Origin of the sequence: Rathayibacter sp. SD072, assembly GCF_017355185.1 — a bacterium.
Taxonomy (GTDB): domain Bacteria; phylum Actinomycetota; class Actinomycetes; order Actinomycetales; family Microbacteriaceae; genus Rathayibacter.
Window position 1 is genome coordinate 173,586 of record NZ_JADILJ010000001.1, and the last position, 18,278, is coordinate 191,863.

Here is an 18,278-nt window from a genome sequence, read left to right on the forward strand (position 1 = left end):
TCTCCCAGCCAGGAGCCGCCGCCTATGCTCGGAACGGTGACCAGGATCATCTCCGGATTCGCCGGATCGCTCACCCTGAAGGTCCCGCGCGCGGGCACCCGTCCCACCAGCGACCGCGTCCGCGAGGCCGTCTTCTCGGCGCTCGAGGCCCGCGATGCACTCGACGGAGCGACCGTCCTCGACCTCTACGCCGGCTCCGGCGCGCTCGGCCTCGAGTCGGCCAGCCGCGGCGCCTCCTACGTCGTGCTGGTCGAGCGGGACGCGTCGTCCGCCCGCGTCATCGACGGCAACGCCCGCGCCCTCGCTGCCGCGGCGACCGCCAATCGGCTGCCGAAGCCGCGGATCGAGGTGGTGACGTCGTCGGTCCGCTCGTTCCTCGACCGCTCGGCCGGACTCCTCGTCGACACGGTGCTCGTCGATCCGCCGTACGACCTGAGCGAGGACGATCTGGCCGCCGACCTCCGAGCAGTGCTGCCGCTGCTGCGCGAGGACGCCGTCGTGGTCGTCGAGCGCAGCACCCGCAGCCCGGAGCCCGCCTGGCCGGACGGTCTCGAGCGCGAGCGCCGGAAGGACTACGGCGACACGGCCGTCTGGTACGCCTCCCGGCCCGACGCCGACTGAGCGCTCAGCCCGACGCGCCGTCCCAGCCCGCGTAGGGGTCCCAGCCTCCCCGGTCCTCCAGCGGCACCCCGCCCAGCCGGACCTCGGGCGCGCCCTCGCGCACCCGTCCCAGCGGAGTGAAGCCGGCCGGCAGCGCCACGTCCGGCGGGAAGCACGCGAGCATCGCGTGGTCCTCTCCCCCGCCCAGGACGAGTGCCCGGGCCAGTGCCGGGTCCACGCCGTCGACCACGTCGAGCGCGGCGGCGTGAGCGTCGACCGCGGACGGGTCCAGGTCGAGGACGACTCCGCTCGCGCGCGCCATCCTCCGGGCGTCCAACACCACGCCGTCCGAGACGTCCATCATCGCCGTGGCCGATCCTCCTGCGGCGATCCCTGCTGCGAGGGGGGACGTCGGCCGCAGCTGGGCGTCGAGCAGTCGCGGGTGCCGCTCCCGGAGGAGGCGGGCCGGCCGGACCGAGGGCGCCCCGTCCTCCTGCGCGCGCTCGAAGAGGAGGCGCAGCGCGAGCCCCGCCTCCCCGAGCGCACCGGCCACGGCGAGGACGTCGCCCGGGCGCGCTCCGCTGCGCAGCACCGGTGCCCGCCCGTCGAGTGACCCGAAGGCGGTGATCGCGAGCGTCAGCGTCGCGGAGGCGGAGAGGTCGCCTCCGACCACCGCGCAGCCCGGCGCCATCGCCGCGCAGCCGGCGGCGAGGCCATCGGCGATGCCCTCCAGCACGTCGACGCCGAGGTCCTGCGGGGCCGCGATCGCCACGACGAGCGCCGTCGGCCGCGCGCCCATGGCCGCGACGTCCGAGAGGTTCGACGCCGCCGCCTTCCAGCCCAGATCGAACGGCGTCGACCAGGCGAGCCGGAAGTCCGGACCGTGCACCATCATGTCGGTCGTCACCACGAAGCGGCCGTCCGGTGCGCGGAGCACCGCGCAGTCGTCGCCCGGGCCGACCAGCGTCTCGGAGCCGCCGTCCGGCGCGCCCGCCGCCAGCCGGGAGAGGACCCTCGCGAGCACCTCCCCCTCGCTCAGCTCAGCCAGGGTGGGACTCTGATCCGGTGCCATGGTTCACACGCTAGCCTGGCTCGCGATGTCCCTCCGCCGCCTCGCCAGCCCCCTCGCAGCCCTCTCCACCGTGCTCCTGCTCGCCGGCTGCTCCGCCCCGGTCGCGCTCGAGCCGGCCGATGACGCGACGAGCGCCGACTGCGCCGAGGTCTCGGTGCGGCTGCCCGACGTGGTCGCCGACCAGCCCGAGCGCGAGACGAACGCGCAGGGCACGGGCGCCTGGGGCACGCCCGCCGCGGTCATCCTGCACTGCGGAGTCGCGGTGCCCGGGCCGACGACGGACCTCTGCGTCTCGGTCAGCGGTGTGGACTGGATCATCGACGAGAGCCGCGCGGACGAGGACGTCTACACGCTGACCACCTACGGTCGCGATCCGGCCGTCGAGATCACCGTCGACCAGGACCGCGCCTCCGGCACCTCGGCCGTGGTCGATCTCGCCGACGCCGTCTCGTATTTGCCGAAGGTCGGGGAGTGCACGAACGTCTCCGAGACCGACACGCTCGATCCGAGCGGCACGCCGACGGGCTGAGCCCGACCGGCAGAGCTCGGATCGGCTGAGCGCCGACCGCACGAGCGTGGATCAGCAGCTCTCGGGGGCCGAAGTCTAGAGGCCGAGCGCGGTCCGCACCGTCCGCAGCGCCTCGTCCGGGGCGACTCCGAGCGCCCGGATGCGCGCCGCGAACGCGACCGCGGCGAGCTGCGCCTCGTGCTCAGCGCCCTCGATTCCCCCTGCGACGACCGTGCCCGCGCGACCGCGCGTCTCGACCACTCCCGCCGCCTCGAGCTCCTTGTAGGCGCGCGCGACCGTGCCGGGAGCGGTGCCGAGCGCCTCGGCGAGGGCGCGCACGGGCGGCAGGCGCGAGCCCACCAGCAGCTCCCCCGCCGCGATGCGCTCCGCGATCCCGTCGCGGATCTGCTCGAACGGCGCCCGTGCGCCCGGCTCGATCCGCAGCCCGAGGGCCGCGTCGCTCACGCGACCGCGACCGGACGGCGCTCGAGCGCGAGCTCGATCAGCTCGCTGATGAGGTCGGGGTAGTCGACACCGCTCGCGCCCCACATCCGCGGGAACATCGAGATCGGGGTGAAGCCCGGCATCGTGTTGATCTCGTTGACGACGAACCCGTCGGCGGTGAGGAAGAAGTCGACCCGCGCGAGGCCCTCGGCACCGATGGCGTCGAAGCCGCGCACCGCCAGCTCGCGCATCTCGTCGAGCTCGGCGTCGGTGAGGTCCGCCGGGCAGACGAGCTCGATGCCCGCGGCGCCCAGGTACTTCGCCTCGAAGTCGTAGAAGCCGCGGCCCGAGACCACGATCTCGCCCGCGACGGAGGAGCGCGCCGGCTCGCCGCGGCGACCCCCGAGCACGCCGATCTCGACCTCGCGGCCGACGATCGCGGACTCGACCAGCACCCGGTCGTCGTGCGAGAAGGCCTCGTCGAGTGCCGCGGCGAGCTGGGAGCGCGCCTCGATCTTGCTCACGCCCACGCTCGAGCCCGCCCGCGCGGGCTTCACGAACGCCGGGAGGCCCAGCTCGTCCAGCGCCGCCTCCGCGTCGCCGGGTGCGCTGCGCCACTGGGCCTCGGCCACGGTGTACCAGGGCGCAACGGCGATGCCGGCGGCCCGCAGCACCGTCTTGGTGAAGTGCTTGTCCATGCCGAGGGCGGAGGCGAGCACGCCCGAGCCCACGTAGGGCAGGCCCACGAGCTCGAGGAGCCCCTGGACCGTGCCGTCCTCGCCCCACGGTCCGTGCAGGATCGGGAACACGACGTCGACGTCGCCGAGCGACTCGACGGTGCCGTCGGCCCGGGTGACGGTCAGCTCGCGCGAGAGCGCCGACTCCGGCCAGTGCACGCGGCTGCCGTCGTCCTGCACCTGCGGCAGGGCAGCGGCGTCGAGCGCGAACTTCCCGGGGCGGTCCTCCTCGAGCACGAACGCGCCGTCGGAGGTGATCCCCACCGGGATCACCTCGAAGCGGTCACGGTCGATCGCCGTCAGCACCCCTGCCGCCGTGGCGCAGCTGATCGAGTGCTCGCTGGAGCGCCCCCCGAACAGAACGGCTACGCGGAGCTTGCTGGTCATCGAGGTTCCTCTCACCCTGTGGCTCGTCCGAATCCGTGGTCAGGTGCGGCGCGATGTCCTTCGGGTCGAGAGTACCGGCGAGCACCTGCGACACCTGCTGGACGATGGGCATGTCGACTCCTCGGGCCCGCGCCAGCTCGAGGACGGGCGCGACGGAGGCGAGCCCCTCGGCCGTCTGCTGCATCGACTTGACGACGTCGGTGAAGCTGTAGCCCTGGCCCAGCAGCCGCCCGGCCGTGTTGTTCCGCGAGAGCGACGAGCTCGACGTGGCGATGAGATCGCCCAGGCCCGCGAGCCCGGACATCGTCTCGGGGCGGGCCCCGTAGGCGACCGCGAAGTCGGTCATCTCGGCGAGACCGCGCGTGATGATCGACGCCTTCGTGTTCTCGCCGTAGCCCACTCCGTCGACGATGCCGATCGCGACCGCGATCAGGTTCTTCAGCACTCCGCCGAACTCCGTGCCGATCACATCGGTGTTGACGTAGGAGCGGAAATAGCGGTTGGTGGCCGCGAGGGCCACCTCCTGCGCGGTGACCAGGCTCTCGGAGGCGATGACGGCCGCCGTGGGCTGCTCCTTCGCGATCTCGAGAGCGAGGTTGGGTCCGGAGGCGACCGCGATGCGGCTCGGATCGATCGGCAGCATCTGCGCGATCACCTCGCTCATCCGCTGACCCGTGCCCTTCTCCACGCCCTTCATCAGGCTGACCAGGATCGTGCGCTCGGTCAGGTGCGGCGTGATCGCCTCGAGGTTCCCGCGGAGCGACTGGGACGGGATCGAGAGGTACACGTGGTCCGCCCCCTCCAGAGCCTCCTCGATGCGCGGAGTGGCGCGGATGTTGCGCGGCAGGTTGATGCCCGGGAGGTAGTCGCTGTTGCGCTTGGCCTCGGTGATCTCGCGCGCCAGCTCGCTCCGGCGCGCCCACATGACGACGTCCGAGCCGCCGTCGGCGAGGATCTTCGCGAAGGTCGTCCCCCAGCTGCCGGCTCCCAGGACCGCGACCCGACGGGCCACCGGGATCGGTGCGGATCTCCTACTGCTGGGAGTCAAAGCGTCCCGTCCCCTTCTGGTTGTGCTCGGACGGGTTCCAGCGGGTCGCCGGAGCGCTCTCGCCGCGCAGCTCCTCGAGCAGCGCCGTGATCGCGGCCATGACGACCGCAGAGGCCTCGTTGAGCGTCGCGGAGTCGAGGCTGCGCCCGCGGAACGCGGAGAGGTCGACCGGATCGCCGATCAGCACGTCGACGCGCTTGCGGCGGAAGAGGGTGATCTTCTTGGAGTAGCGCCCCATCAGCTGCTGGGTGCCCCAGTGCGCCGCGGGGATCACGGGGAGGTCGTACTGCAGGGCCATCCGGACGGCTCCGGTCTTGCCCCGCATGGGCCAGAGGTCCGGGTCGCGGGTGAGGGTGCCCTCGGGGTAGATGATCACCGAGCGCTGCTCGTCGACGAGCGCCTTCGCGGCCTTCAAGGGCTCGCTGCCGCGCACCGATCCCGCGCGCTCGACCGGGATCTGACCCGAGGCGCGCAGGATCGCTCCGACGACCGGGACCGTGAAGAGGGACGCCTTGGCGAGGAACCGCGGAGCGCGACCGCCCTTCCAGAGGGTCCAGCCCGTGATGATCGGGTCGATCTCGCTGTAGTGGTTCGGCGCGAAGACGAACGCGCCGGTCGAGGGGATCTTGTGGGCGTCGCGGATCCGCAGATCGACCGAGGCGGTCATCACGGGGATCACCGCGGCCGCGAGGAACCAGAAGATGGACGGACGACTGCGTTCAGACACCCGCCCATCCTCTCATCGAGGCCCGCCGGAGGCGTCCGGCCACGCCCGCCCGACGAGGGACCGATCGCCCCTCAGCGAGCGTCGCGGTAGCGCCACATCGTCAGGGTGCCGAAGACCGCCACCAGTCCCGCCGCCCAGACGAGCGTCAGCACGAGGTCCGCTCCGGGATCCGCGCCGGCCATCAGCGCGCGGACGGCGGTCACCAGGTGCGAGACGGGGTTCACCTCGACGAAGGCCTGCAGCCAGCCCGGCATGGTCGAGGGGTCGACGAAGATGTTGCTGCCGAAGGTGATCGGGGTGATCACCAGCATGCTCACGCCCATCACGGAGCCGGAGGTGCGCAGCACCAGGCTGAGGAAGGTCCAGATCCAGCCGAGCGCGAAGGCGAAGACCAGCAGCAGCAGGACGCCCAGCACGACGCCGACGGCGCCTCCTCCGGGCCGGAAGCCGAGCAGCAGGCCGAGGCACACGGTGATGACGGCCGAGATCGTGAAGCGCACCGCGTCCCCCAGCAGCATGCCGACGAGCGCGGAGGGGCGCCAGATCGGCAGCGACCGGAACCGGTCGAAGACGCCGCGGTCCAGGTCGGTGCGCAGGGTCGTGCCCGTGTACATCGTGATCATGATCACGCCCTGCACCAGGATCCCCGGCAGCAGGAACTGGATGTAGTCGACCGTGCTGCCCGCGAGCGCGCCGCCGAAGAGGAAGGTGAAGAGCAGGGTGAACATGACGGGGAACACCGTCACGTCGAACAGCTGCTCCGGCACGTGCTTGATCTTCAGCAGCGCGCGCCAGCCGAAGGTGAGCGACGTCGAGAGCGGACCGGGCGGCGCGGGCCGATCACCCTGCACCAGCACCGAGAGCAGCGCCTCCCGATCGGGCGCCGTCGCCTCGCTCGTCCGAGTGCTCATGCCGCGGCCTCCTCGCCCGTCGCGTCCTGTGGTCGGCCGGTGAGCGCCAGGAAGACCTCGTCGAGCGAGGGCTGTCCGAGCGAGAACTGCGCGAGGTCGATGCCGGCCCCCTCGAGCGCGGCGAGGCCGCGGGTGACGTCCCGGGCGGAGCCGTCCACCCGCGCCGCCAGCGCCGCCGGGTCGGCCTCCTCCCGCACCTCGACGCCGAGCACGGCCTCCAGGAGCCGCCGCGCCTCGGAGCGGTCGGCGGGGTCGAGCACGCGGACGTGCAGCGAGCCGGAGCCGACCGACGCCTTCAGCTCCCCCGGCGTGCCCTCCGCGATCACCCTGCCGCTGTCGATGACGCTGATGCGGTCGGCGAGGCGGTCGGCCTCGTCCAGGTACTGCGTGGTGAGGAGCACCGTCGTCCCGCTGGACACCATCGCGCGCACGATGTCCCACACCTCGTTGCGGCTGCGCGGGTCCAGCCCCGTGGTCGGCTCGTCGAGGAACAGCAGCTCGGGTGTGACCACGATGCTCGCCGCGATGTCGATGCGGCGTCGCATGCCTCCGGAGAACTTCTTGACCTGGCGGTCGGCGGCGTCGCGGAGGTTGAACGCGTCGAGCAGGTCGTCGGCCCGCCGCGAGGCGCGGGAGCCCGTGTACCCGAAGAGGCGCCCGATCAGCCTCAGGTTCTCGCGGCCGGTCAGGTCCTCGTCGACGGAGGCGAACTGGCCGGTCAGGCTGACCAGACGCCTGACCTCCTTGGCCTCGCCGACGACGTCGTGGCCGAGGACCAGGGCTCGACCGGCGTCCGGGCGCAGGAGGGTCGCGAGCACGCGGATCGTCGTCGTCTTCCCCGCTCCGTTGGGCCCGAGGAAGCCGTGCACGCCGCCGCGCGGGATGGCGAGGTCGACGCCGTCGATCGCCCTCGTCGCTCCGAAGGTCTTGACCAGGCCCTCGGTCAGGATCGCGGGATCGTCCATCATCGCTCCTCGACCGCGGCGGCTCCAGCGGGCCGCCCCGCCTGAGAATGCGCACACCGTACGCCCGGACTCCTGCCCAGGACAAGACCGCCCGGGCGACTCGGCCGGGAACGACGGAGGAGCCCGACGATGCGGGCTCCTCCGGGTCGTGCTCCTCGGGTGGCCGAGGCGGTGCGGCGACTACGCGTCGAGCGAGAAGTCGGCTCCGAGCAGCTCGAGCTTCGTCAGGAAGTTCTCGTAGCCGCGGCTGATGATGCCCACGTTCGAGACGGTCGAGGTGCCCTCGGCCGAGAGCGCCGCGATCAGGTGCGAGAACCCGCCGCGCAGATCCGGCACCACGATGTCGGCACCGTGCAGCTTCGACGGGCCCGAGATGACGGCCGAGTGCATGAAGTTGCGCTGGCCGAAGCGGCACGCCTGGCCGCCGAGGCACTCGCGGTGGATCTGGATAGTCGCGCCCATCTCGACCAGCGCGTCGACGAAGCCGAAGCGCTGCTCGTAGACCGTCTCGTGCACGATCGAGACGCCCTTGGCCTTGGTCAGCGCCACGACGAGCGGCTGCTGCCAGTCGGTCATGAAGCCGGGGTGCACGTCGGTCTCGATGATGACCGGCTTCAGCTCGCCGCCGGGGTGGTAGAAGCGGATGCCGTCCTCGGCGATCTCGAACGCGCCGCCGACCTTGCGGAAGACGTTCAGGAACGTCGTCATCTCCTGCTGACGGGCGCCGCCCACGAAGATGTCACCGTCGGTCGCGAGCGCCGCGGCGGCCCAGGAGGCGGCCTCGTTGCGGTCGAACAGAGCGCGGTGGGTGTAGCCCTCGAGGCGGTCGACACCCTCGATGCGGATCACGCGGTCGGTGTCGACCGAGATGATGGCGCCCATCTTCTGCAGGATGTTGATGAGGTCCATGATCTCGGGCTCGATGGCCGCTCCCGAGAGCTCGGTGATGCCCGAGGCGCGGACGGCGGTGAGCAGGACCTGCTCGGTGGCGCCGACGCTGGGGTAGGGCAGCGACACCTTCGCGCCGTGCAGGCCCTCGGGTGCCGACATCCGGATGCCGGAGGGCAGCTTCTCGACGATCGCGCCGAAGTTGCGGAGCACCTCGAGGTGGTAGTCGATCGGGCGGTCGCCGATGCGGCAGCCGCCGAGGTCGGGGATGAAGGCCTCGCCCAGGCGGTGCAGCAGCGGTCCGCAGAAGAGGATCGGGATGCGGCTCGAGCCGGCGTGGGCGTCGATGTCGGCGAAGTGGGCCGACTCGACGTTCGAGGGGTCGAGGATGAGCTCGCCCACCTCGGGGCCCTGCTCGACCTTGACGCCGTGCACCTGGAGGAGGCCCTTCACGACGCGGACGTCGCTGATGTCCGGCACGTCGCGCAGCGTCGAGGCGGTCTCGCCGAGCAGCGCGGCGACCATCGCCTTGGTGACGAGGTTCTTCGCGCCCTTGAGCTCGATCCTGCCCTTCAGCGGACGGCCGCCGTTGATCGTGATGCGCTCGGTCATCATCCCCACCCGCGCTCCGGACGCCTTGGCGTCCTGGAGGGCCTTCGCATCCTGCAGAAGTGTGTTCACGCTATTTCACCGGCAATGTCTTGGGCCGCCAGCTCTCGCGACGGGTCTCGAATTCGGAAATACGCGCTTCGTCGCGCAGGGTCAGGCCGATGTCGTCCAGCCCTTCGATCAGGCGCCAACGAGTGTAGTCGTCGACCTCGAAGGGGAAGGACTCGCCACCGGCGGTGACCGTACGCGCAACCAGATCGACGGTCGGTTCTATTCCCGGCTGCTCGTCGATGAGCTCCCACAGGCGCTCGATCGCCTCCTCGGAGACGACCGCGGCCAGCAGGCCCTGCTTGCCGGAGTTGCCCCGGAAGATGTCGCCGAAGCGGGAGGAGAGGATGACGCGGAAACCGAAGTCGCGCAGCGCCCAGACCGCGTGCTCGCGGCTGGAGCCGGTGCCGAAGTCGGGACCTGCGACCAGGATCTGCGCGCCCTGGAACTGCGGCTGGTTGAGGACGAAGTCCTCCTGCTGGCGCCAGCCGTGGAACAGCGCGTCCTCGAAGCCGGTCTTGGTGACCCGCTTGAGGAACACCGCCGGGATGATCTGGTCGGTGTCGACGTTGCTGCGCTTCAGGGGCGCGGCGATGCCCGTGACGGTCTCGAACTTCTCCATGATCAGGCCTCCACCAGTTCGCGAGCGGGCTCCAGGTCGGACGGGCTCGACAGCGTGCCCCGGACGGCCGTCGCCGCGGCCACGAGCGGGGACACGAGGTGGGTGCGCCCGCCCTTGCCCTGGCGGCCCTCGAAGTTGCGGTTCGAGGTCGACGCGCAGCGCTCACCGGGGGCGAGCTGGTCGGGGTTCATGCCGAGGCACATCGAGCAGCCGGCGAAGCGCCACTCGGCGCCGAAGTCGGTGAAGACGCGGTCCAGCCCCTCCGCCTCGGCCTCGATGCGCACGCGGGCGGAGCCGGGGACGACCATGACGCGGACGCCCTCGGCCTTCGTGCGGCCCTTGATGACGGACGCGAAGGCCCGCAGGTCCTCGATCCGGGAGTTGGTGCAGGAGCCCATGAAGACCGCGTCCACCGGGATCTCCTTCATCGGCGTGCCCGCCTCGAGATCCATGTACTCGAGGGCGCGGCGCGCGTTCGAGCGCTCGTTCGGGTCCTCGATCGCGTCCGGGTCGGGCACGGACTGCGAGAGCGAGACGCCCTGCCCGGGGTTGGTGCCCCAGGTCACGAACGGCTCGAGGGAGTCGGCGTCGAGCACGACCTCGGCGTCGTAAGCGGCGCCCTCGTCGCTGGGCAGGGTGCGCCAGTAGGCGACCGCGTCGTCCCAGTCCTGACCGGCGGGCGCGTGCGGGCGCCCCTTCAGGTACGCGAAGGTCGTCTCGTCCGGGGCGACCATGCCCGCGCGGGCTCCGGCCTCGATCGACATGTTGCAGATCGTCATCCGGCCCTCCATCGAGAGCGAGCGGATGGCGGAGCCGCGGTACTCGAGCACGTAGCCCTGACCGCCGCCCGTGCCGATCTTCGCGATCACGGCGAGGATGATGTCCTTCGCGGTCACGCCCTCGCGCAGCTCGCCCTCGACCGTGATCGCCATGGTCTTGAACGGCTTGAGCGGCAGGGTCTGCGTCGCCATGACGTGCTCGACCTCGCTCGTGCCGATGCCGAACGCCATCGCGCCGAAGGCCCCGTGGGTCGAGGTGTGAGAGTCGCCGCAGACGACGGTGATGCCCGGCATGGTGAGACCGAGCTGCGGTCCGACGACGTGCACGATGCCCTGCTCGATGTCGCCGAGCGAGTGCAGGCGGACGCCGAACTCCTCGGCGTTCCGGCGCAGCGTCTCGATCTGGGTGCGGCTGGTCAGATCGGCGATGGGCTTGTCGATGCCCAGCGTCGGGGTGTTGTGGTCCTCGGTCGCGATGGTGAGATCGGGACGGCGCACCGGTCGCCCGGCCATCCGCAGACCGTCGAAGGCCTGCGGGCTCGTGACCTCGTGCACCAGGTGCAGGTCGATGTAGATGAGGTCGGGCGTGCCGTCCTCGCCCTTGGCGACGAGGTGGTCGTCCCAGACCTTCTCGGCCAGCGTGCGCGGCCGGACCGCGCCTGCGATCGGGTTCGCGGACTCGATGGAACTGTCGTTCATGACGGGTTTCTCTTCCTCGGGAAAGGTGGTCAGCCCACGGGGACACCGCGACGAGGGAGGCCTGTCAGATCGAGGTCTCGTCGCGGCGGAGAAGGAGGAGCCGGCCGAACAGCATCCCCAGACACTACCACCGCGCCGGCGCCGTTCCCGGGTGCGCGACGCGCTAGGAGGTGACGAGCATGGCGATGAGGACGGCCGGCACGACGAGCAGCGCAGCGGTGCCCACGACCACTCCCCCGACGACGAAGACGGCCGCCACGGCGGCGCCCAGCATGCCCACGATGCCGCCGCGCTTGCGCGCGGGGAGGGCGTCGTGCTCGAACCACTCGGCGGAGTCCTCGTTCGCCGAGTCGGACTCGTGCCGGGAGGCCTCGAGGAGCTTCGCGGGCAGCTCGGCGAGCATCCGTGCGGCGTGCGACGACTCGCTCGCCAGCTCCCACGGCTCCACGAGAGCGCGCTCGGCCAGCTCGAACGGATCGTCGTCGGTGCGGACGAGAGCCCGCTCGAAGGCCTGAAGCTCCTCGGGCGACGCCCCCTGCTCGATGAGGTAGCCCCAGCGCCCGGCCTCGATCAGGTCCCCGGAGCGGCGGTAGAGCTCCGAGAGGAGGACCCGGGGATCGAGCCACGAGGGATCGGCTTCGACGCAGCGCTCGAGGAGCGACACGGCTCCCCTGACGTCACCCTCGGCGAAGCGCGTCTTCGCGCGATCGAGGGCTTCGGCGGTATCCATCCCTCCAGTATGCCAACGAGGCGGCGGGGGCGGCGCCTCGCACCCCTCCCGAGCACCACACCTGTTGGAGGGTCACGGCGGGGGCGTCGCGCTCAGCGACGCGGGTCGAGGACCGCGTCGACGACGACGACCGTCACGTTGTCGCGCCCGCCGGCCTGGACGGCGGCGCGCACGAGCCGGCGGGCGAGATCCGCGGAGCCGACCGCGCCGGAGTCGCGCTCGGCGAACAGCGCCGCGATGGCCTCGTCGGAGAGCTCCTTGGTCAGTCCGTCGGAGCACAGCAGATAGCTCGAGCGCGGCAGGACCGGCAGCGTCCAGACATCGGTCTCGACCTCGTCGTCGGCCCCCAGGGCGCGGGTGACGATGTTGCGGTCCGGGTGCGTCTCTGCGAGCTCTCGCGTCAGCAGACCCGCTGCGACCAGCTCCTGCACCGCCGAGTGGTCGACCGTGAGCTGCTCGAGACCGGCGCCGTCCCAGCGGTAGGCCCGGGAGTCGCCGACGTTGAAGAGCGCCCAGCGCGCCGGTCCCGTCGCGCCGGGCAGCACGAGGGTGAGCCCGGTGAGGGTCGTGCCGCAGACCTCTCCTCCGACGTCGAGGCCGCGGACCGCCGCGTTCGCCGCCTCGACGAGATCGAAGACCGCGTCCACCGGTCCGAGGGCGGAGGGGGCGTTCGCCCGGAGCGCGTCGACCGCGGTCGCACTGGCGAGGTCGCCGCGGGCGTGACCGCCCATGCCGTCGGCGACCGCGAGGACGAGGTCGTCGGCGAGCAGGGCGTCCTCGTTGACGCGGCGCACGTTCCCGACGTCGGTGCTGCTGGTCACGCTCAGGTGGAGCACGCCCTGCGGCAGCTCGACCTCGAGGGGCGTCATCCGCGGGTCACTTCTCGTCGGAGGGACGCGTCGCCTCCGGGTCGTGCACGACCTCGGGGTGCCCGTCGTGCAGCTCGATGTGCGAGTGCTCGCGGCGCATCTTCACGAGGCTCGCGAGGGTCGCGACCGCCATGCTCACGATGATCACCGCGAGGGACGTCCAGGTGTCGATGTCCCAGACCGGCACGGGCTCTCCGCCGTTGATGAAGGGGAGCTCGTTCTCGTGCAGGGCGTGCAGCACGAGCTTCACGCCGATGAAGGCGAGGATGAACGCGATGCCGTACTTGAGGTACTCGAGCTTGTCGATGAGGCCGCCCAGCAGGAAGTAGAGCTGGCGGAGCCCCATCAGGGCGAAGATGTTCGCAGTGAACACGATGAACGGGCTCTGCGTGATGCCGAAGATCGCGGGGATCGAGTCGAGCGCGAACAGCAGGTCGGTCGATCCGATCGCGAGGAAGACGATCAGCATCGGGGTGAAGTACTTCTTGCCGTCGATGACCGTGCGGACCTTCGAGCCGTCGAACGTGTCCGAGATGTTGACGCGGCGGCGGAGCAGGCGGATGAGCAGGTTGTCGGTGCCCTCGTTCTCGTCCTCCTTGCCGAACGCCTGGTTGTAGGCGGTGTAGACGAGGAACGCGCCGAAGAGGTAGAAGATCCAGCTGAAGCTCTCGATCAGCTGCGCGCCGAGCAGGATGAAGATCCCCCGCAGGATCAGGGCGATGATGATGCCCACCATCAGCACCTCCTGCTGGTACTTCGGCGGCACCGCGAAGCGGCCCATGATGATGACGAAGACGAAGAGGTTGTCGATCGAGAGGCTGTACTCGGTCAGCCAGCCCGCGAGGAACTGCCCCGCGTGCTCGCCGTCGCCGAGGATCAGCATCAGCAGCGCGAAGATCAGCGCGAGGCTGACGTAGAAGGCGACCCAGAGGCTCGACTCCTTCAGGCTCGGCACGTGCGGCCGCTTGTAGACGATCAGCAGGTCGGCGGCGAGGATCAGCGTCAGGCCGATGAAGGAGCCGACGACGAACCAGACGGGCAGATCGAGCATGGGGGCCTTTCGGGAGGAGTGGGTGCGGCGGAGCGGATCCGACGGGCGGTCCTCGCGGGGACGGCCCGGAGCCCGCCCCTCCCGGAGCGCGCGGTGCGGCGTGATCGGAGGGAGCGGGAAGGCCGGAGTGCTCCCCTTCGCGGATGCGATCCTACCGTCGGTGCGGCGGGAGGGGGCGAGGACGTCGAGGCGGAGGCCGGGCCGCGGTGAACGAGACCGCGCGCAGGAGGAGCTCTCGAGGGCTCTCCGTCGCGGTCGACGTCCGTGCCGTTAACGCAGAAGAACCCCCGGCCTGAGCCGGGGGTTCTTCTGGTGTTGCCGTGGTGACCCCAGCGGGATTTGAACCCGCGTTACCGCCGTGAGAGGGCGACGTCCTAGGCCGCTAAACGATGGGGCCGCGTTTTTGCAACTCGAAGAGTGTTGCACACGGATCCGCATCGATGCAAATCGAGACGGCCGAGCGAGGGGCGTCCCCCTCCTGAGGCGCGGAACCGCGGTGCAATCCTCCGCTCTGACAGCCCCCCTCCGGGGCCGACCGCGAGGGGCGCCCGGCTCCTACGCTCGAGGTCCCCCCATCCGCTCCCCGGCGGGCGGACGACCCCCGAGTCCCCCACCCGCTCAGCGGGCGCACCACCCTGAGGAGCCGACAGATGCCGATCCGCCAGCACCCCCGATCCCGACTCCTCGCCGCCGTCCTGGCCCTCGGAGTCGCCGCCGCCGCCCTCGTCGCCGCCCCGACGGCGGCCGCTGCGGTCGCCCCCGCGTCGATCGCCCTCTCCCCGGCGTCCGGCCCGGTCGGGACGAACGTCGTCGTCACCGGGGCAGCCTTCCCGAAGCGCTCCGCGGGATCGCTCTCGGTGCTCGGGCGCTCCGCCGCCTTCACGACCAACGGCTCGGGCGCGTTCACGGCGTCGATCACGATCCCCGCCGCGCCTGCCGGCCCGGCGACCGTCTCGGCGCGAGCCGGCTCGGCGACGGCGACGGCGGTCTTCACCGTCACCGCCCCTCCGGCCGCGCCCGTGATCAGCAGCGCGCGACTCCGCTTCGGGGTCACGACCCCCGGCGGAGCGTCCGCGAACGCCGAGCTCGACGCCGTCGCGACGCTGGCCGGCGAGAGCCCGTCGATTATCGTCTCGTACCAGGACTTCGGACAGCCGGCTCCGCTCGCGGACCTGCGCAGCGTCGCCGCCCGCGGGGCGACGAGCCTGATCACCTGGGAGCCCTGGCGCTGGGGCGGCGGCGTCGACCAGCCCGCCTACTCCTCCGCGCGCATCCTCGCCGGCGACCACGACGCCTATCTCACGAGCTGGGCGCGGGACCTCGCCGCCTGGGGCTCGCCCGTCCTGCTCCGCTACGCGCACGAGATGAACGGCGACTGGTACCCCTGGTCGGACGGCGTGAACGGGAACGCCCCGGGCTCCTACGCGGCCGCCTGGAACCACGTGCACGCGATCTTCCAGGCGCAGGGCGCGACCAACGTGCAGTGGGTGTGGAGCCCGAACGTGCCCTACGACGGATCGGTCCCGCTCGACACGCTCTTCCCGGGTTCCGACTCCGTCGACGTCCTCGCGCTGGACGGCTACAACTGGGGCACGGCGACGACCTGGAGCTCCTGGACGTCCGCCGGCGCGCTCTTCGCCCCGGGGCTGGACCAGGTGCGGTCGCTGGCCCCCGGGCTCCCGATCCTGATCGGCGAGACGGCGTCCGCCGAGGCCGGCGGCTCGAAGGCGGCCTGGATCAGCGACCTGGTCGGGTACCTGAACGTCCAGCAGGACGTGGTCGGCCTGGTGTGGTTCCACCACGACAAGGAGGTGGACTGGCGGATCGACAGCTCGCCGTCCTCCGCCGCCGCGTTCGCCGGCGCCCTCGCCGCCCGCCGGGCCTGACGGCACCGCCTTGCGACCGGGCGACGAGGGCGGTTAGCTCGGAGGCATGCGACTCACCAAGCTCGAGCACGCCGCCGTCCTCGTCGAGGAGGCCGGATCCCGCCTCGTGATCGATCCCGGAGGATTCACGCGTCCCGTCGAGGGAACCCCCGGGACCGTGGCCGTGGTCCTCACCCACGAGCACCCGGACCACTGGACGCCCGAGCAGCTCGAGCGCCTGCGCTCGGCGAACCCGTCGATCCGCTTCTTCGGACCGGCGGGCGTCGCGGCGGCCGCGGAGGGCTTCGCGGTCGAGACCGTCGCCGACGGCGACACCGTCGAGGCCGGTCCCTTCGAGCTGCGGTTCTTCGGCTCGCGGCACGCGGTCATCCACAGCTCGATCCCCGTGATCGACAACGTCGCGGTGCTGGTGAACGGGCGCTTCTACTACGCGGGCGACTCCTTCACCCGGCCCGACGGAGTCGACGTGGAGATCCTGGCCGCGCCCTCCGGTGCTCCCTGGATGAAGATCGCCGAGTCGATGGACCACGTGCTCGCCCTCGCACCGCGGCACGCCTTCGCGACGCACGAGGGGGTGCTGTCCGCGCCGGGCCGGAGCATGGGCCACGACCGACTCGGCTGGGCGACCCGCGAGGGCGGCGGCGAGTACCACGCACTGGAGCCCGGGGACGTGCTCGAGGTCTGAGCTCAGCGAGCGCCCGGCCAGCCGGGAGCGTCCGAGTCGGCGACGCTCGCGAGGTCCGCTGCGAAGTCGAAACGCCAGCGCGCGCTGTCCCCGTTCCGCAGGACGCCGGGGGCCCAGAACCTCGCGTCGTCCCACATCCGCTCGAACGGGACGTCGTCCACCGCGACGAAGGATGCGGCGAGCTCGCTCGACTCCGTCACCTCACCCGAGAACCGGCGGCAGAGGAAGACGTGCGACCGCTGGCTCCACTCGGGCCGGTGCGGGAAGCGGTAGTCCAGGATCCCGTGCGCGACGAGATCACGCGGCTCGGCGTGCAGCCCGACCTCCTCGGCGAGCTCCCGCACGGCGGCCTCGACCGGCGACTCCCCCGGCTCGAGCTTCCCGCCCGGAGCGACGACGCGGCCCCGCCCCAGACCCCGGCGCTTCTCGCCGAGCAGCACCTCGGCGCCTCCCGCGCGCTCGCGAAGGACGTAGACCACGCACACCTCGGGCAGTGGAGTCACCGCGCACCTCCGCTCTCGCGCGGGCCGGAGGCCGGTGACCGCCGTCGTAGGCTAGCCCGGTGACGACCACCTCCGCGCTCGAGCGCTTCCAGGCCCTGCTGCGGGTCGACACGGTGTCGCACTCCGACGAATCCGCGACCGACTGGTCGCGCTTCGAGGTCTTCGTCGAGCTGCTCGAGCAGTTCTACCCGGCCCTGCACGGCGCGCTGGAGCGCGAGATCGTCGCCGGGCACTCCCTGCTCTGGCGCTGGCGCGGCACGGTCGACGGCGATCCCGCGGTGCTGATGGCCCACTACGACGTCGTCAGCGTCACCCCGGAGGACTGGTCGAGCTCGCCGTTCGCCGCCGACACCGTCCTGCGGCCCGACGGGCGCACCTCGGTGATCGGCCGCGGCGCCCTCGACGACAAGGGCTCGCTCGTGGCCCTGCTCGAAGCGGTCGAGGCCGCGGTGCTGCGCGGCGAGCGTCCCGAGCGCGACGTCTACCTCCTCTCGACGCACAACGAGGAGACGGCCGGCGACGGCGCGCCCTCGGTCGTCGCCCTGCTCGCCGCGCGCGGCGTGCGGCCCCGCTTCGTGCTGGACGAGGGCGGCAACGTCCGCCGCGGCATCCTGCCCGGCGTCACCACTCCGATCGCCGTCGTCGGAGTGACCGAGCGCGGCATCATGAACCTCGAGCTGACCTGCCGCGACGCCGGCGGCCACGCCTCCGCTCCCCCGCCCTTCCCGGGGCTCCTCGCCACGCAGCGGCTCGCGCGGGCCATCCACCGGCTGACCGAGAACCCGTTCCCGTCCACGCTGCCCGAGCCGATCGCCGAGCTCGTGCAGGCGGCCTCTCCGCACGCCGATGCGGCGCACGCCGTCTGGTACGCCCGCCCGCACGAGCACCCGGACGCGGTGATCGGCGCCCTCGCCGCGCACTCCAACCGCTCGGCCGCGATGCTGCGCACCACCGTCGCCGTCACCCAGCTCCGCGGCAGCACCGGCGCGAACGTCCTCGCGTCGACCGCCAGCGCGGTCGCGAACGTGCGGATCAACCCGGGCGGCACCGTCGCGGGAGTGGTCGCCCGGATCCGCGACGTCATCGACGACCCGCAGGTCGAGGTCGAGGTCCGGGTGGCGCACGAGCCCTCCCCGGTCTCCTCGACCGGCGAGCGGGGCGACGGCGGACCCTACGACGTGCTGCGATCCGTGATCCACGAGGTCTTCCCCGAGGCGATCGTCGCGCCGTACGTGCAGACCGGCGGCAGCGACGCCCGCCACTTCCACGCGATCAGCGACGGCGTCTACCGCTTCATCCCCTTCGAGATCAGCCCGCAGCAGCAGCTCGGCATCCACGGAGCCGACGAGTCGGTCGAGGTCGACCAGTTCGAGCGCGCGATCGAGTTCTACGAGCGGCTGCTGCACCGGCTCTGAGCCGATCCGCCCTCGTTCCTCCGGTTCGCGCCGCTTCCTGGGAAAAGCGTTCGATGACGCGCCGCGCCGTGTTGGCCCCTCGTTCACCCCGCGAT

General features: G+C 71.8%; 19 protein-coding genes and 1 tRNA gene. 5 read left to right on the forward strand and 15 right to left on the reverse strand.

Going from position 1 to position 18,278, the window contains the following annotated elements; genetic code table 11:
- Positions 1–36: 36 nt before the first annotated feature.
- A complete protein-coding gene (gene rsmD, locus IOC53_RS00840; RefSeq protein ID WP_207402489.1) occupies positions 37–621 on the forward strand; it encodes a 16S rRNA (guanine(966)-N(2))-methyltransferase RsmD in 585 nt (194 codons plus the stop codon).
- Positions 622–625: 4 nt separating this feature from the next.
- Here the strand turns inward: rsmD and thiL are convergent, their stop codons facing one another.
- The gene (gene thiL / locus IOC53_RS00845) at positions 626–1,672 is read right to left on the reverse strand and encodes a thiamine-phosphate kinase (RefSeq protein WP_207402490.1); all 1,047 of its coding nucleotides are present in this window, start codon (positions 1,670–1,672) and stop codon (positions 626–628) included.
- Between the two features lie 25 nt (positions 1,673–1,697).
- Here thiL and IOC53_RS00850 point away from each other — a divergent pair, with 25 nt between their 5' ends.
- The gene (locus IOC53_RS00850; protein WP_207402491.1) at positions 1,698–2,201 is read left to right on the forward strand and encodes a DUF3515 domain-containing protein; all 504 of its coding nucleotides are present in this window, start codon (positions 1,698–1,700) and stop codon (positions 2,199–2,201) included.
- A 75-nt stretch (positions 2,202–2,276) separates the two neighbouring features.
- On the opposite strand, the gene IOC53_RS00855 is transcribed toward IOC53_RS00850, so the two are convergent.
- From IOC53_RS00855 to IOC53_RS00915, 13 genes are all read right to left on the reverse strand, one after another.
- Complete coding sequence (locus IOC53_RS00855) at positions 2,277–2,645, reverse strand: GntR family transcriptional regulator (protein WP_207402492.1); 369 nt, start codon at positions 2,643–2,645, stop codon at positions 2,277–2,279.
- Positions 2,642–3,748, reverse strand: coding sequence for a D-alanine--D-alanine ligase family protein (locus tag IOC53_RS00860; RefSeq protein WP_207402493.1), 1,107 nt, complete (start codon positions 3,746–3,748; stop codon positions 2,642–2,644). Before IOC53_RS00860 ends, IOC53_RS00855 begins: the two co-directional genes overlap by 4 nt.
- Positions 3,645–4,796 carry an NAD(P)H-dependent glycerol-3-phosphate dehydrogenase gene (locus tag IOC53_RS00865; protein WP_207402494.1) on the reverse strand — a complete coding sequence of 384 codons (1,152 nt, stop codon included), beginning with the start codon at positions 4,794–4,796 and terminating at the stop codon, positions 3,645–3,647. Before IOC53_RS00865 ends, IOC53_RS00860 begins: the two co-directional genes overlap by 104 nt.
- Positions 4,780–5,463 (reverse strand): lysophospholipid acyltransferase family protein, encoded by a 684-nt coding sequence (locus IOC53_RS00870; RefSeq protein ID WP_207402547.1) that lies wholly within the window; start codon positions 5,461–5,463, stop codon positions 4,780–4,782. The genes IOC53_RS00865 and IOC53_RS00870 overlap by 17 nt, the downstream gene beginning before the upstream one ends.
- A gap of 131 nt (positions 5,464–5,594) precedes the next feature.
- On the reverse strand, positions 5,595–6,434 hold the full coding sequence (locus IOC53_RS00875; protein WP_207402495.1) for an ABC transporter permease: 840 nt from the start codon (positions 6,432–6,434) through the stop codon (positions 5,595–5,597).
- On the reverse strand, positions 6,431–7,399 hold the full coding sequence (locus IOC53_RS00880; protein WP_307786009.1) for an ATP-binding cassette domain-containing protein: 969 nt from the start codon (positions 7,397–7,399) through the stop codon (positions 6,431–6,433). Before IOC53_RS00880 ends, IOC53_RS00875 begins: the two co-directional genes overlap by 4 nt.
- A 180-nt stretch (positions 7,400–7,579) precedes the next feature.
- Complete coding sequence (gene murA / locus IOC53_RS00885; protein WP_207402548.1) at positions 7,580–8,899, reverse strand: UDP-N-acetylglucosamine 1-carboxyvinyltransferase; 1,320 nt, start codon at positions 8,897–8,899, stop codon at positions 7,580–7,582.
- A gap of 70 nt (positions 8,900–8,969) precedes the next feature.
- The gene (gene leuD, locus IOC53_RS00890; RefSeq protein WP_207402497.1) at positions 8,970–9,566 is read right to left on the reverse strand and encodes a 3-isopropylmalate dehydratase small subunit; all 597 of its coding nucleotides are present in this window, start codon (positions 9,564–9,566) and stop codon (positions 8,970–8,972) included.
- 2 nt (positions 9,567–9,568) lie between these two features.
- On the reverse strand, positions 9,569–11,044 hold the full coding sequence (leuC, locus tag IOC53_RS00895) for a 3-isopropylmalate dehydratase large subunit (RefSeq protein WP_207402498.1): 1,476 nt from the start codon (positions 11,042–11,044) through the stop codon (positions 9,569–9,571).
- Between the two features lie 163 nt (positions 11,045–11,207).
- The gene (locus IOC53_RS00900) at positions 11,208–11,774 is read right to left on the reverse strand and encodes a DUF6584 family protein (RefSeq protein WP_207402499.1); all 567 of its coding nucleotides are present in this window, start codon (positions 11,772–11,774) and stop codon (positions 11,208–11,210) included.
- Between the two features lie 92 nt (positions 11,775–11,866).
- Complete coding sequence (locus IOC53_RS00905; protein ID WP_207402500.1) at positions 11,867–12,643, reverse strand: PP2C family serine/threonine-protein phosphatase; 777 nt, start codon at positions 12,641–12,643, stop codon at positions 11,867–11,869.
- Between the two features lie 7 nt (positions 12,644–12,650).
- The gene (locus tag IOC53_RS00910) at positions 12,651–13,694 is read right to left on the reverse strand and encodes a TerC family protein (RefSeq protein ID WP_207402501.1); all 1,044 of its coding nucleotides are present in this window, start codon (positions 13,692–13,694) and stop codon (positions 12,651–12,653) included.
- Between the two features lie 321 nt (positions 13,695–14,015).
- A tRNA-Glu gene (locus tag IOC53_RS00915) sits at positions 14,016–14,091 on the reverse strand.
- A gap of 253 nt (positions 14,092–14,344) precedes the next feature.
- On the opposite strand from IOC53_RS00915, the gene IOC53_RS00920 reads away from it, so the two are divergent.
- Together IOC53_RS00920 and IOC53_RS00925 are read left to right on the forward strand one after the other, a co-directional pair.
- Positions 14,345–15,580: a glycoside hydrolase family 26 protein gene (locus tag IOC53_RS00920; protein ID WP_207402502.1), complete on the forward strand. Its 1,236-nt coding sequence runs from the start codon at positions 14,345–14,347 to the stop codon at positions 15,578–15,580.
- 46 nt (positions 15,581–15,626) lie between these two features.
- Entirely contained in the window at positions 15,627–16,265 is a 639-nt protein-coding gene (locus IOC53_RS00925; protein ID WP_207402503.1) for an MBL fold metallo-hydrolase, read from the forward strand.
- Between the two features lie 2 nt (positions 16,266–16,267).
- On the opposite strand, the gene IOC53_RS00930 is transcribed toward IOC53_RS00925, so the two are convergent.
- Positions 16,268–16,768, reverse strand: a complete 501-nt coding sequence (locus IOC53_RS00930; protein WP_207402504.1) for an 8-oxo-dGTP diphosphatase — start codon at positions 16,766–16,768, stop codon at positions 16,268–16,270.
- Positions 16,769–16,827: 59 nt separating this feature from the next.
- Here IOC53_RS00930 and IOC53_RS00935 point away from each other — a divergent pair, with 59 nt between their 5' ends.
- On the forward strand, positions 16,828–18,183 hold the full coding sequence (locus tag IOC53_RS00935; protein ID WP_207402505.1) for a M20/M25/M40 family metallo-hydrolase: 1,356 nt from the start codon (positions 16,828–16,830) through the stop codon (positions 18,181–18,183).
- Positions 18,184–18,278 lie beyond the last annotated feature (95 nt).

What these genes read in the sequence shown, in the direction of transcription:
- thiL (WP_207402490.1), bottom strand. Translation starts at nt 1,672, where the DNA reads ATGGCACCGGATCAGAGTCCCACCCTGGCTGAGCTGAGCGAGGGGGAG.
- IOC53_RS00850 (WP_207402491.1), top strand. Translation starts at nt 1,698, where the DNA reads ATGTCCCTCCGCCGCCTCGCCAGCCCCCTCGCAGCCCTCTCCACCGTG.
- IOC53_RS00860 (WP_207402493.1), bottom strand. Translation starts at nt 3,748, where the DNA reads ATGACCAGCAAGCTCCGCGTAGCCGTTCTGTTCGGGGGGCGCTCCAGC.
- IOC53_RS00870 (WP_207402547.1), bottom strand. Translation starts at nt 5,463, where the DNA reads ATGACCGCCTCGGTCGATCTGCGGATCCGCGACGCCCACAAGATCCCC.
- IOC53_RS00875 (WP_207402495.1), bottom strand. Translation starts at nt 6,434, where the DNA reads ATGAGCACTCGGACGAGCGAGGCGACGGCGCCCGATCGGGAGGCGCTG.
- IOC53_RS00880 (WP_307786009.1), bottom strand. Translation starts at nt 7,399, where the DNA reads ATGGACGATCCCGCGATCCTGACCGAGGGCCTGGTCAAGACCTTCGGA.
- murA (WP_207402548.1), bottom strand. Translation starts at nt 8,899, where the DNA reads ATGACCGAGCGCATCACGATCAACGGCGGCCGTCCGCTGAAGGGCAGG.
- leuD (WP_207402497.1), bottom strand. Translation starts at nt 9,566, where the DNA reads ATGGAGAAGTTCGAGACCGTCACGGGCATCGCCGCGCCCCTGAAGCGC.
- leuC (WP_207402498.1), bottom strand. Translation starts at nt 11,044, where the DNA reads ATGAACGACAGTTCCATCGAGTCCGCGAACCCGATCGCAGGCGCGGTC.
- IOC53_RS00900 (WP_207402499.1), bottom strand. Translation starts at nt 11,774, where the DNA reads ATGGATACCGCCGAAGCCCTCGATCGCGCGAAGACGCGCTTCGCCGAG.
- IOC53_RS00905 (WP_207402500.1), bottom strand. Translation starts at nt 12,643, where the DNA reads ATGACGCCCCTCGAGGTCGAGCTGCCGCAGGGCGTGCTCCACCTGAGC.
- IOC53_RS00910 (WP_207402501.1), bottom strand. Translation starts at nt 13,694, where the DNA reads ATGCTCGATCTGCCCGTCTGGTTCGTCGTCGGCTCCTTCATCGGCCTG.
- IOC53_RS00920 (WP_207402502.1), top strand. Translation starts at nt 14,345, where the DNA reads ATGCCGATCCGCCAGCACCCCCGATCCCGACTCCTCGCCGCCGTCCTG.
- IOC53_RS00925 (WP_207402503.1), top strand. Translation starts at nt 15,627, where the DNA reads ATGCGACTCACCAAGCTCGAGCACGCCGCCGTCCTCGTCGAGGAGGCC.